Origin of the sequence: Hymenobacter sp. DG25B, from assembly GCF_000801315.1 — a bacterium.
In the GTDB taxonomy this organism is placed as follows: domain Bacteria; phylum Bacteroidota; class Bacteroidia; order Cytophagales; family Hymenobacteraceae; genus Hymenobacter.
On sequence record NZ_CP010054.1, the window covers coordinates 824,102 to 836,264 of the forward strand.

Below are 12,163 nucleotides of genomic sequence, written 5' to 3' on the forward strand. Positions count from 1 at the left end.
ACTGCCGATGTACAGATTCATGGCAAAAGCGCGGGAAAGCTGTAACCTCTAAGGCATTACTTACGAATAGGGAGTGTTGCCCGGCCCGACTGCCGGTGCAGATTAATGTACTCCTAATTCTGCATATGTCTTATGGAAAACACCCCCAAAAATCCCTCGTCTTCGTCAGCCGGTTCGGCTGCTAATAAATCTTCCCAGTCTTCTAACGCAGGTGTAAATCGTCAGAATTCGCCCGTGGCCGGTGCTTCCGGTGATACTTCTTCCCGCTCGGATCAGTCTACTTCTATTGGTAGCACACAAAGCAGCGGCCAGGGTAGTGATGTGCGCAGCCAGAGCCAGAACCAAACGCCGGGCGCCAGCCGCCAGAACCAGTCCGGCTCCAGCTCCGTGCAGCGCAATAACGCTTCCAATGAGGACCGCAATTCGTGGATGGGCCAGGCAAACCTGAAGGATACGGTAAACCAGCTGCCCCAGTCTCTTAAGGACATCGGCTCTAAAGCCGCTGAGCAATTCAACAAGCTCTCTACCACGCAAAAAGTAGTAGGCGGTGCCCTGCTGCTGGGCGGCATCAGCTACCTGGCGTCCCGTTCTTCGGGCTCGCGCACCAGCAACCTGATGGACTCGGCCACCCGCCGGGCCCGCGACTACCGCTCCGGTAATATTCCGCGCACGGAGTCTTCGCACCGCTCCGACTGGAATAAGCCCTCTACTTCCTCGTCTTCGTCTTCCTGGGATAAGCCCTCTTCTTCTTCGGAAACCAGCCGTTCGTTCCGGAAGTCCAGCAGCGAAACCGATACCCGGTTTGGCTCTTCTTCTGACTATGACAACGTGCTGTAAAGCCGTTGTAGCTTAGTAACAAAACAGGTCAGGTAGTTATACCTGGCCTGTTTTGTTTTTGATAGGCATGAAAAAGCCCCACTACGTTTGTTACGAAGTGGGGCTTTTTGCTGGAGCCTTCTACGGGACTCGAACCTGCGACCTGCTCATTACGAATGAGCTGCTCTACCAACTGAGCTAAGAAGGCGTTTCCCCGGGGCCGGTTGCCGCTAGGGGCAGCAAAGATAAAGAGCCCGGCAGACAATGCGCAACCTGCCGGGCAAAAATTTACCGTGCCTGCCACTAACCCCCAGGCCTGAAGCCGCGTTGGCACAAAGGCTTATCCGTTACAACTTCTTCTGATTTATGAATTCATCCACCATTACACAGTCATTAGGCAGCGGCCTGGCCGGCGCGCTGGTGCTCAACGCCCTGCACGAAACCGTGCGCCACCTGCGCCCCGCCGATGCCCCGCGCATGGACGTTCTGGGCAAAAGAGGCCTGCGCATGCTATTATATAAGGCTGATGCGCCCCAACCCGATGACCATACGGCGTATGCCCTCACTATGGCCGGCGACGTGCTGAGTAATGGCCTCTATTATAGTCTGGTAGGCACCGGCCGGGGCGTGTGGCTGCGCGGCGCCGCTCTGGGCCTGGCGGCCGGCATAGGCGGCGTAATGCTACCCGGGCCCATGGGTTTAGGCGAGGCGCCCAGCAACCGTACCCCGCAAACCCAGGCTATGACTGTAGCATGGTACCTGATAGGTGGCCTGGCCGCGGCCGCAGCTTCCAGACTATGGAGCCAGAGCAGTAGCCGCTAAAAGAGCAAAGCGTCTGTTTGCAAAGAAGGCTGCGCGTTTCCCGGGTTTCCGGCATCTTTGTGGCCGTAATGAAACAACTCCGCAAACTTCTGGTGCAGGCGCTCGGCTTTGAGCGGTATATCCGTCTGGTAAGCCGCGTGTACCTGCGGCTGGTGGGCGCGGGGTGGGGCAAACAGAAGTACCCGGAGCTTTTTTTTCTTTCGAAGATTGTGCAGCCGGGCTTTGTGTGCGTGGATATTGGCGCCAACCTGGGCTACTATTCCGTGGCACTTTCCCGCCTGGTGGGGCCGCAGGGCCGCGTGCTGGCCGTGGAGCCTATTCCGCTGTTTCAGCAGATCTGGCAGGATAATGTGCGCCTGAGCGGCTACCAAAACCTTACCCTCTTGCCTTACGCCCTGGGCGGCGAAAACGCCACCGTGCAAATGGGCACCCCGGAGCGCGACGGCCTGCTACACCACGGCATGACCAAAGTAGCGGCCAGCAACACCCAGGAACAATATGCCCGCACCTACGAGGTGCCCATGCGCGTGCCCGATGAGTTGTTTGCCGATCTGCCCCGCCTGGATTTTGTGAAGTGTGATGTGGAAGGCTTCGAGTACGAGGTGTTCCGCCACATGCAGCACACACTCCGCCGCTTCCGCCCGCTTATCCAAACGGAGCTCAATGGCCTGGAAAACCGCCGCCAGGTAACGACCCTGCTGGAAACGCTGGGCTACAAACCATTTGTGCTGTCTGAGCGTTCTGACCTCGTACCGTGCAGCCCGGCGCAGCTGGAAAGCGCCGTTTCCGCTGATTTTTACTTTCAACCCACCAACCCTGCCGCTCCGGCGGCTCTCTGATGGTTAAGTTTCTGCTCACCCTTCTCATTATTTCTCTGATTATGCGCTTCGTGGTGCCGGTGGTGCTGCGACTGGTGGTAGGCCGGTTTGTGCAAAAGCAGGCCCGCCGCTACAGTCAGCAGTTTGGCGGCCAGGCACCCTTCGAAGCTCCATTCAGCCAGCCCAAGCCTAACGGTTCCACTGCTACCGGTGATGTGCGCGTGGACTACGTGCCGCCCAAGCCCGCCGAAAAACCGCAGGAATTCAAAGGCGGCGAGTACGTTGACTTTGAGGAAGTGAAGTAAGCTGCGTTGCTTCCCACTACCGGTGGCTTGCGTTCCGAAAGCAAAATCAACCCTTCTGCCGGCTCCGGTAGAAGGGTTTTTTCGTGGCAGATAGCCGATGGGGTAGACCTGGGAATCTGAAATTGTACTGCCTGAAATGAAATAATCAGGCTACCTTGGGGCTGCTTTCCCGGCTTGTATGCCGCCAAAGCAGGTTTTTAGCTTTCTTTTTTCGCCGAATGACAACCGTTACCTCCGGCCCCGCGCCGCTGTGGCGGCGGGTGCTGCCGCACCTGCTGGCCGTCGTGTTTTTCCTGGTGCTGGTCGCCGTGTATTTCTCGCCTATCCTTTTTGATGGCAAAACCTTGTCCCAGCACGATATTGTGCAGTTCAATGGTGGAGCGCATGAAGCCGCCCAGTACCGTGAGGTAACGGGCAAGGAGGCCCTCTGGACGAACTCCATGTTTTCCGGCATGCCCACCTACCTCATCAGCACTCGCTTCCCCGGCGACCTGTCCCTGTACCTGCATCAGCTCTTTACCCTGCATCTGCCGGCCGTAGTGGCTAACCTGTTTCTGGCGCTGCTGTGTGGCTACGTGCTGTTTATTGCGCTGGGCGTGCGGCCTCTGCTGGCTACCGTAGGTGCCATTGCGCTGGGCTTCACCAGCTACAACCTCATTATTCTGGCTGCCGGGCACAATACCAAGTCCCTGGCGCTGGCTTACGCGCCTCTGGTGCTGGCCGGCCTGCTGGTCACCTTCCGGCGCAACAAGCTGCTGGGAACGGCGCTGTTTGCGCTGGGCCTGGCCATGAACCTGCGCTCCAATCACCTGCAGATTACCTACTACCTGCTGTTGCTGGTGCTGGTGTTTGGGGTAGTTGAGTTGATTTTTGCCATTCGGAACAACCGCCTGCCCGATTTCCTGTCCCGCACGGCGCTGCTGGGGCTGGCCGCGCTGCTGGCCGTGGGCGTAAGCTTCGGCCGCCTGTACACCACGCTGGAATACGGCAAGTACAGCATCCGGGGCCGCTCTGAGCTAACCACCCCGCCACCCACGGCTCCCGGCCAGGCGCCGGCTGCCACGGAAGAAGGCGTGGGCTCCGGCCTCGACCGGGACTATGCCTTTGGCTGGAGCTACGGCGTAGGCGAAACCATTACGCTGCTCGTGCCCAACTACTATGGTGGTGCTTCGCAGGGTAAGCTGAGTGAGTCGTCGGAAACGGCTAAGGCGCTGAGCGCACTGGGCGTGCCGCCCATGCAGCTGAAGGATTATCTGGCGCAGCTGCCCCTGTACTGGGGTGCTCAGCCCAGCACCAGCGGCCCGGTTTATCTGGGAGCCGGCATCCTGATGCTGTTCTTCCTGGGCTTGTTTGTGGCCGACCGCCGCACCCGTATCTGGCTGCTGTCGGCTACTATTCTGTCTATTCTGCTGGCCTGGGGTAAGAACTTTGAGGTGTTCAACAACCTGATGTTTGATTACTTCCCCGGCTACAACAAGTTCCGCTCGGTGAGCATGGCGCTGGTTATTGCCCAGCTGGCCGTGCCGCTGCTGGCCGTGCTGGCCCTGGCCCGCGTGCTGCGCAGCCGCCCGGAAGTAGTACCCGCGGGTGGTCATCCGGCCTTAACCCCCAAAGCCGTTGATACGCCCGAAACCGCCGACCTCAAGCGCAAGCTGGTGTATGCCGTGGGTATCACGGCCGGTATCTGCGTGCTGGCCTTCCTGTTTGGCCTGGGGGCTGATTTTGCTTCCCCCATCGACAGCATGCTGCAGCAGCAGGGCTTCCCGCTGGATGCCCTGCGCCAGGACCGCGCCAGCCTCATGCACTCGGACATCTTCCGCTCACTGGTGTTTATTCTGCTGACGGCCGGGGTGCTGTGGTTCTACCTGCAGCGCAAGCTATCCGCTACCCTGGCCGTAGCCCTGGTGGGCGTGCTTACGCTGGTAGATTTGTGGAGCGTGGATAAGCGCTACCTCAACGACAGCAACTTCCAGCGCGAAACTGTGGCCCAGCAGTTTGTGCCTTCGGTGGCCGATCAGCTGATTCTGCAGGATAAAAGCCTGAGCTACCGCGTGCTGAACGCCGATAATCCCTTCAACGAAGCCAATACTTCGTACTTCCACAAGAGCCTGGGCGGCTACCACGGCGCCAAGCTGCGCCGCTATCAGGACTTAATTGAGCGGCAGATTTCCACCCGGAACCCGCAGGTGCTGGGCATGCTGAATATGCGCTACATCATCACCGGCGACCAGAAAACGCCCGTGCAGCGCAACCCCGGGGCGCTGGGCAATGCCTGGTTTGTGCGCGAGATTGAGAAGGTGCAAAACCCCGATCAGGAAATCAACGCCCTGAGCAACACCAATCTGGCTACCACGGCCGTAGTGGATGTGTCGAAATTCCCCGTCAGCAAAACCAGCTACTCCGCGGAAGGCTCCACCATTCGCCTCACCAATTATTCCCCCGATGCCCTGCGCTACGAGGCCAATGCCGTGCAGGATGGCTTTGTGGTGTTCTCCGAAATCTATTACAAGGATGGCTGGAATGCGTATATCGATGGCAAGCTGACCCCACACCTGCGCGCCAACTACGTGCTACGCGCCCTGCCCGTGCCCGCCGGCAAGCACATCATCGATTTCAAGTTTGAGCCTACTTCCTATAAGCTGGGCAACACGGTGTCGCTCATCTCTTCGGTGGTGCTGATTCTGGCCATGGTGGCAGCGCTGGTATATGCCCTGCGCCAGAAACCGGAGCCGGTACTGGAAGAGCAAGAGAAGCTGGTAGCTTAAATTAAGAGCAAGCTTCGGTCGGTAGTCTGACCCCGCTTTCGGCCTTTATGCGCCAGAAGCGGGGTCAGTTGTTTTACAGAAGTTTTAAGAATGGTTTGCGCATGAACCGAGAAGCAGGAGAGGCGCCGCTGCTGGTGCTGCAGGAGTTGGTGGAGCCGGTTGCCCAGGCGCGGGGCGTGCGACTGGTGCTGCTGCGCGATGATCTGACGCACCCTGAACTACCCGGCAACAAGTGGCGCAAGCTGAAATATAACCTGCTGGAAGCCCGACGCCAGGGACATGACACCCTACTCACTTTTGGGGGAGCCTATTCTAACCATCTGGCTGCTGTGGCTGCCGCCGGCCGTCTGACCGGCCTGCGCACCATAGGCGTAGTGCGCGGCGAGGAACTGCAAAACAGCCCAGCTTCGGCGCTGAATCCTACCTTGGCCCAAGCGGTGGCCGATGGCATGCAACTCCTGTACCTGGACCGCGCCACCTATCGGCGCAAGCAGGAGCAGGCCGTGCTGGCCGGCCTGCTCCTGCAAACCGGCCCGGCTTATATCATTCCTGAAGGCGGCTCCAATGCGCTGGCCTTGCCGGGTTGCGCCGAGCTGGTAACGGCGCTGCAAGACCAATTGCCGTTTGATTACCTCTGCGTGGCCTGTGGCACCGGCGGCACGCTGGCGGGCCTGCTCACCGGCCTGCAGGGCGCACAGCAGGCAGTGGGCGTAGCGGCTTTAAAAGGAGGGGAGTTTCTGCGTCAGGAAGTGGATGCCCTGACGCAGGCCGGTACCGGACAGGCCTTCACCAACTACTCCCTGCAAACGCAGTATCACGCCGGCGGCTATGCCCGGTTCTCACCGGAGATTCTCGGGTTTATTCGCTCGTTTCAGGAGCGCTACGACGTATTGCTGGACCCTGTTTATACCGGCAAGCTGCTCTGGGCCGTGCTGGACTTGCTCAAGCAAGGCTATTTCCCGCCCGGTAGTACGGTAGTAGCGGTGCACACCGGCGGCCTGCAGGGGTGGGCTGGCTTCCGGCAGCGTTTCGGTAACCGTAGTGCGTGGTGGCCGGAGGGCAGTGCCGGATAGGTTTAGTCAGCAAATAGCGGCAGAATACCGTATGTACTGTTGAGGAGCTGGCAGGCAGACTTCGTTTAAATAGCTTGTCTTCGCTGTGCCAGCACCTGAATCAGTAGCAAACCACTAATTTATCAAATGCCCATAGCCCGCTTACTACGCCGTCTGCTCCCCCTGGCCTTTCTACTGCTACTGGGGTGGTTTCTGTGGAAAAAAGTAGAACCTACTCTCACCGGATTTGATCCGCTCCGGGCCGACCCGCGCATCACCGTAACCCACAACACAGTGCTGCAAAAAGTGGAAAACCTGGGCCGGCTGGAGCTGGTGCGCTACCGCTTCAAAGACGTGGTGGAGTACAAAAAAAGCACCTACCGCTTCCTGCCCGATGCCAAAGTAGCCCTTATTGTAGCCGGCGATGCTGTAGGCTGCCTGGATTTGCGCAAAGTGCGCCCCCAGGACGTGGTATTCGAAGGCGACTCGGTAGTGCGCATAGCGCTGCCCCCGGCCGAGCTGTGCACCTGGCAGGTAGACCACAGTGCCAGCAAGGTGTACAGCGTAGAAAACGGATTTTTTCAGGATGCCGAGCTGGTAGATGAAGGCTACCGCTACGCCGAGAAAAATGTGCGCCGCGCCGCCCTGCAATCCGGTATTCTGGCTCAGACTACGCAAAACGCGGAGCTTATTCTGCGCCCCATGCTGGAAACCATGACCGGCCGCCGCGTAGTGCTTACCCAACAAATGACCGTGCCGGCCCTGCCCAGGCGGCGGTAACCCCGGAAAGCAGTATTCTTGGGTTATGAATGCTGCTACCAACTTTCTGCCCGGGCTCCCGCACCTGCCCACCATTACCACCAGCCGTTTGCACCTCCGCTGGCTCACGCCCGCCGATGTGCCCGCCTTGTTTACCATATTCTCTGACCCCGCCGTGATGCGCTACTGGAGCCGCCCACCCATGACGTCGGAAGCCGAAGCAGCCGCCCTCCAAGTCCAGATAGCGGAATACTTTGCTGCTCGCAGCCTGTTCCAGTGGGGCCTGGCGCGGCGCTCCGATGATGTGGTGATTGGCACCGGTACCCTGTACAGCCTCAGCAATACGAATAAACATGCCGGTATTGGGTATGCAGTGGGCTCGGCGCATTGGCGGCAGGGCTATGGCTCCGAGGCTGTGGCGGCGCTGGTAGAATTTGCCTTCACCGAGCTGGCCCTACACCGCCTGGAGGCAGACGTGGACCCGCGCAATACGGCCTCCCGGCGCTGCCTGGAGCGCATTGGGTTTCAGCAGGAAGGCCATCAGCGGGAACGGTATTATCTGTACGAGGAATGGCAGGACGCAATATTGTATGGCCTTTTGCAGTCAGAATACCAGCCAACGGCTTTGCGGCTGAGTTAATCTTCCGCCTCCGGTTCTTTGCCCAGGTCATCCATAGCCATCCGGATCAGGTCCGATTCGTAGCCTTTCAGGGTCAGGAACTGCGTCAGCTTCTGGCGGCGCTTGGCGGGGTGCCGCTCTTTTTCCTGGGCATCTTTCTTTTCCAGCAGGTCTACCAGGTTCTGGTAGTACTCGTCGCCGTCTATTTCCTTCATGCCGGCCTTAATGCAGAATTCGGAAATGCCTTTCTGCTTCAGCTCCTGCTGAATGCGGCGGCGGCCCCACTTTTTCTGGCGGTACTTGCCGCGCACAAAGCTTTTGGCGTAGCGCTCCTCATCCAGCAGTTTCTCGCGGCTCAGGCGGATGATAATCTCGCCGGCTTCGTCTTCGTCCAGGCCGTAGTCGCGCAGCTTGGCTTCCACTTCTTTAAAGTTGCGCTCCTGGTAGGTGCAGAAAGCGGCTATTTTCTGAAGCGCCTCAGCGGGCGTATAACTTTTCTTTTTCGAAGACTGAAACATAAGATAGGGATTGGCGGAGCCGGTAGCAGGCAGTAAAGTAACGAGGACGGGGGCGAAGTCGTTCGGCCGGCGGCGGGTTAGGTATGCAACCCACGAAGCCGGGTTTGTCTCTATCTTCACCGGATATAAGACTGAGTTGAGCTGGTATGCTGCGTGTTGCATTGCTGAGTATAAGTGTAGTCCTGAATGTACTGATGGCCCATGCCGGCGTAGTGCGCGGCCGGGTGACGGGCCCGGATAAAGCGCCGCTGGCTTTTGCCAACGTAGCCGTGCGCGGCACCACGCAAAGCACGGGCACCAACGAGCAGGGCCAGTACCAGCTGCGCCTGGCTCCCGGCAGCTACGAGCTGGTGTTCCAGTACGTGGGCTACCGGCCGCACTTTGAAACCGTGCGCGTAGCCGGCGGCGACACGGCAACCACCCTCGACGTGACACTGCAGCCCGAAAGCTATAAGCTGAACGAGGTGCTGGTGCGCGCCAAAGACCGGGACCCGGCCTACGCCCTGGTGCAGCACGCCATTGAGTGGCGGCGCTACCACCGCGCCGAGGTAGCGGCCTTTTCGGCCCGCACGTACATCAAAGGCCTGGTGCGCCTGATTGATGTGCCCGCTAAGATTCTGGGCCTGTTCAAAACCGACCCCAGCCTGAAACCCGGTGTCATCTACTTATCAGAATCAGTGTCGGAGCTGAGTTTCCGGCAGCCGAATGTGGTGCGGGAGCGAATGATTGCCTCCCGCGTGAGCGGTAGCAGCAAGGGCTTTAGCTTTAACCGGGCCTCGGGCCGCAACTTCAATTTTTACGATAACCTGCTGAACTCCGGCTTCTCAGAGCGCGGCTTTGTGTCGCCCATTGCCCAGAATGCCATGCTGTTCTACCGCTACGAGCTGGTGGGCACCACGGAGCGCAACGGCGAGCAGATTCATAAAATCCGGGTAACGCCCCGCCGCCGCACCGACCCCGCCTTTACCGGCTATATATACCTGGTAGATGGCTCCTGGCGGCTGCACAGCCTGGAGCTTTCCCTGGATCAGAACTCCGGCATTGAGTATGTAGAAACCGTGCGCATTGAGCAGCAGTTTATGCCCGCGCCCGGCCGCCCCGACATCTGGGTGCTGCAGTCGCAGAAAGTAAACCTGACCGGCAAGGGCATGGGCTTTAAAGGCAGCGGGTACTTTAACGCCGTGTTTTCCAACTACCGCGTGCAGGCCACCTACCCCGCCCGGCCCCAGGAAAAAGCTGTGCCCCAGCCGGCTACCCCCGAGGTAGCCGGCCCCGTGCGTCGCGAAACGGTGGCCGAGGCCAAAAAGCAGCGCCCTGATCTGCGTAACCTGAACCGCCGCGTACGCCAACAGGTGAAAGACGCCGAAAAGCAAACGGAAGCAGTAGCCGGAATAGAACCGCTGGCAAAGGGCGAGGTAATGCGCATTGAAAAAGGCGTGAATGAGCGCGACTCCGCTTTCTGGGAAGAGGTGCGCCCCATTCCGCTCACGGACGAAGAGCAGAAGGACTTTCACGTGAAAGACAGCGCCGAGGTAGTTAAGAAATCCAGGCCCTACCAGGACTCCCTGGACCGCAAACGCAACGTGCCCGATGCTACCAAGCTGCTGCTCACGGGCTACACATACAACAATTCCTTTCGGCGGCGCACCGTGTCTGTGCAGCCCGTGTTCAACCTGCTGCAGTACAGCACCGTGGAAGGCGTTATCATCAACCCGGAAGTAACCTACACGCAGCGCTACGAAGACCGGCGCAGCTACTCGCTTACGCCCGCGTTGCGCTACGGGGTGGCCGCTAAGCTTTTCAGCCCCAGCCTGGCCGGGGGCTACACGTTCCGGCCGCTTTCCTTCACCCGGGTAGGGTTTATGGTGGGCCGTACCGTGGAGGACTTCGACCCCAACTCGCAACTTACGCCCTTCATCAACACCCAATACACGCTGCTGCGCAACCATAACTACGCCAAGTACTACCAGCGCGACGGCGGCGAGCTGAACCTGCGCCACGAGCTGATAAACGGCCTGATATTGCGCACCGCGCTGGGCTACGCCGACCGCCGGGAGCTGCAAAACCACAGCCGCAAAGTGCTGATTGACGTGCCCGGCCGGGCCTTTACGCCCAACCAGCCCGTCAGCGAGGAGCTACCCAATCCTTCTTTCGGCCGCAATCAGTCGCTCACGGTGCAGGCGGAGCTAACGTGGCAGCCCGGCCAGCAGTACATCATTCGGCCCGATGGCAAGTTCAACCTCGGCTCCAGATACCCCACTTTCCGTCTGGCCTGGCGGCAGGGGATACGCGGTGTGCTGGGCTCCGATGTGCGCTATACCCGGCTGGAGGCCGGCGTGCGCAAAGAGGCGTCCTTGGGTTTGGTAGGCGAAACCCACCTGAACGTGACGGCCGGCGCCTTCCTGGGCCGCCCGCAGCTCTCGTTTATGGACTACCGCCATTTCTCGGGTAACCTCACGGGCTTTGCCGCCAACTTTGAGCAGTTTCAGTTACTGGATTACTACCGGTTCAGCACCCGCGGCCGCTACCTGGAAGCCCACGTGAATCACCACTTCAATGGGTTTCTGCTGAACAAGGTGCCGCTCTTGCGGAAGCTGAAGTGGCAGGAAGTGGCCTCACTGAATTACCTGAGTACGCCTACTGTAGGCCAGTATGTGGAGCTGGGCGCCGGCATAGAGCACATCTTCAAAGTATTCCGGGTAGATATGTACACGGCCCTCCGCTCGGGTCAGCATCTGAGCACCGGGGTGCGTATTGGCGCCGGCTTCTAATGCTCCTGCAATACCGGCTGTGGCTCTTTGCGGCGGTCCGGCAGGTTATAGAGCACTACTGAGGCCAGAATAACGGCATAGGCAATAGCCTGCGTGGTGCCGGAGGCCTCGTGGTAGTACACAAAAGCCAGCACAAAGCTCACCAGGGGGTTGATGTACATCAGAATGCCCACGGTGCCGGAGGGCAGTACGTTCAATGCGTACAGGTTCAGAAACAAGGGCAGCACAGTGAAGCCTACGCTCAGGATACCCGCATAAAGCAACAGGTGCGCATCCTGAAAACCAGCCAGAGGATGAGCATCCAGCGGCTCAGCCAGCGGAATCAGCACCACGGCCGCCAGGCTGAGCTGCAGCGTCAGCAGAATCAGCTTATCGTAGTCGCGCAGCAGGCGCTGGGTAATGAGGTAAAAGGCGTAGGTGAAGGCCACCAGAAAGCTCAGCGCCACGGTATAGATGTCACCGGCGCCCAGCATTACGCAGCTAAGCGCGCTCAGCCCAATGGCCAGCCACTGCTTGAAATGCAGCGGCTCGTGCAGTAGGAAAAAGCCCAGCAGCGCCGTAATGATAGGGCAAATCAGGTAGGCAAACGACCCCGCCTGTACGCTGACATGGTTGATGACATAGATAAACAGCAGCCAGTTGCCCACAAGCAGGAGTCCGCCCACGGCCGTGAGGGACAGTACCCGGCGCTGCTCCCTACGGACTGCCTGCTGGTATTGCTGCCAGGTGGCGCGCACGGCCGAGAGGCGTAGCACGCCATTGATCAACAGCAACAGCAACAAAGACAGCACCACCCGGAAAAACAGAATCTGTCCGCTGGCGTAGCTGCTCAGCATGCGCAGGGGCAACGGGAAAAATCCCCAGATCAGAAAGGCCATAAAAGCGGCCAGATGGTAGCGCGAGAACTTCACAGAAAAG

The 12,163-nt window shown here is 59.3% G+C and carries 11 protein-coding genes and 1 tRNA gene; 9 read left to right on the top strand and 3 right to left on the bottom strand.

The annotated features are described in order from the left end of the window. Positions 1–132 precede the first annotated feature (132 nt). Entirely contained in the window at positions 133–837 is a 705-nt protein-coding gene (locus tag PK28_RS03525; RefSeq protein WP_044511469.1) for a hypothetical protein, read from the top strand. A 111-nt stretch (positions 838–948) separates the two neighbouring features. Here the strand turns inward: PK28_RS03525 and PK28_RS03530 are convergent. Then, a tRNA-Thr gene (locus PK28_RS03530) sits at positions 949–1,024 on the bottom strand. 158 nt (positions 1,025–1,182) lie between these two features. Between PK28_RS03530 and PK28_RS03535 the strand changes: the two genes are divergently transcribed. The 7 genes from PK28_RS03535 (at position 1,183) to PK28_RS03565 (ending at position 7,977) form a co-directional block, all read left to right on the top strand. Beyond that, on the top strand, positions 1,183–1,638 hold the full coding sequence (locus PK28_RS03535; protein ID WP_044511473.1) for a hypothetical protein: 456 nt from the start codon (positions 1,183–1,185) through the stop codon (positions 1,636–1,638). A 68-nt stretch (positions 1,639–1,706) separates the two neighbouring features. Further along, positions 1,707–2,477 (top strand): FkbM family methyltransferase, encoded by a 771-nt coding sequence (locus PK28_RS03540; RefSeq protein ID WP_044511484.1) that lies wholly within the window; start codon positions 1,707–1,709, stop codon positions 2,475–2,477. Further along, the gene (locus PK28_RS03545; RefSeq protein WP_044511485.1) at positions 2,477–2,761 is read left to right on the top strand and encodes a DUF4834 family protein; all 285 of its coding nucleotides are present in this window, start codon (positions 2,477–2,479) and stop codon (positions 2,759–2,761) included. The genes PK28_RS03540 and PK28_RS03545 overlap by 1 nt, the downstream gene beginning before the upstream one ends. A 218-nt stretch (positions 2,762–2,979) precedes the next feature. After that, on the top strand, positions 2,980–5,526 hold the full coding sequence (locus PK28_RS03550) for a YfhO family protein (RefSeq protein ID WP_044511486.1): 2,547 nt from the start codon (positions 2,980–2,982) through the stop codon (positions 5,524–5,526). A gap of 101 nt (positions 5,527–5,627) precedes the next feature. Next, on the top strand, positions 5,628–6,599 hold the full coding sequence (locus PK28_RS03555) for a 1-aminocyclopropane-1-carboxylate deaminase/D-cysteine desulfhydrase (protein ID WP_048826260.1): 972 nt from the start codon (positions 5,628–5,630) through the stop codon (positions 6,597–6,599). Positions 6,600–6,725: 126 nt separating this feature from the next. Then, the gene (locus tag PK28_RS03560; protein ID WP_044511493.1) at positions 6,726–7,358 is read left to right on the top strand and encodes a DUF4230 domain-containing protein; all 633 of its coding nucleotides are present in this window, start codon (positions 6,726–6,728) and stop codon (positions 7,356–7,358) included. A gap of 25 nt (positions 7,359–7,383) precedes the next feature. Further along, positions 7,384–7,977, top strand: a complete 594-nt coding sequence (locus PK28_RS03565; protein ID WP_044511494.1) for a GNAT family N-acetyltransferase — start codon at positions 7,384–7,386, stop codon at positions 7,975–7,977. Here PK28_RS03565 and PK28_RS03570 read toward each other — a convergent pair. Continuing rightward, a complete protein-coding gene (locus tag PK28_RS03570) occupies positions 7,974–8,474 on the bottom strand; it encodes a regulatory protein RecX (protein WP_044511495.1) in 501 nt (166 codons plus the stop codon). The two genes, PK28_RS03565 and PK28_RS03570, sit on opposite strands and share 4 nt — an antisense overlap. 146 nt (positions 8,475–8,620) lie before the next feature. Between PK28_RS03570 and PK28_RS03575 the strand changes: the two genes are divergently transcribed. After that, positions 8,621–11,245, top strand: coding sequence for a DUF5686 and carboxypeptidase regulatory-like domain-containing protein (locus tag PK28_RS03575; protein ID WP_082016939.1), 2,625 nt, complete (start codon positions 8,621–8,623; stop codon positions 11,243–11,245). Here PK28_RS03575 and PK28_RS03580 read toward each other — a convergent pair. Next, the gene (locus PK28_RS03580; RefSeq protein WP_044516175.1) at positions 11,242–12,156 is read right to left on the bottom strand and encodes an EamA family transporter; all 915 of its coding nucleotides are present in this window, start codon (positions 12,154–12,156) and stop codon (positions 11,242–11,244) included. The two genes, PK28_RS03575 and PK28_RS03580, sit on opposite strands and share 4 nt — an antisense overlap. Positions 12,157–12,163: the final 7 nt, after the last annotated feature.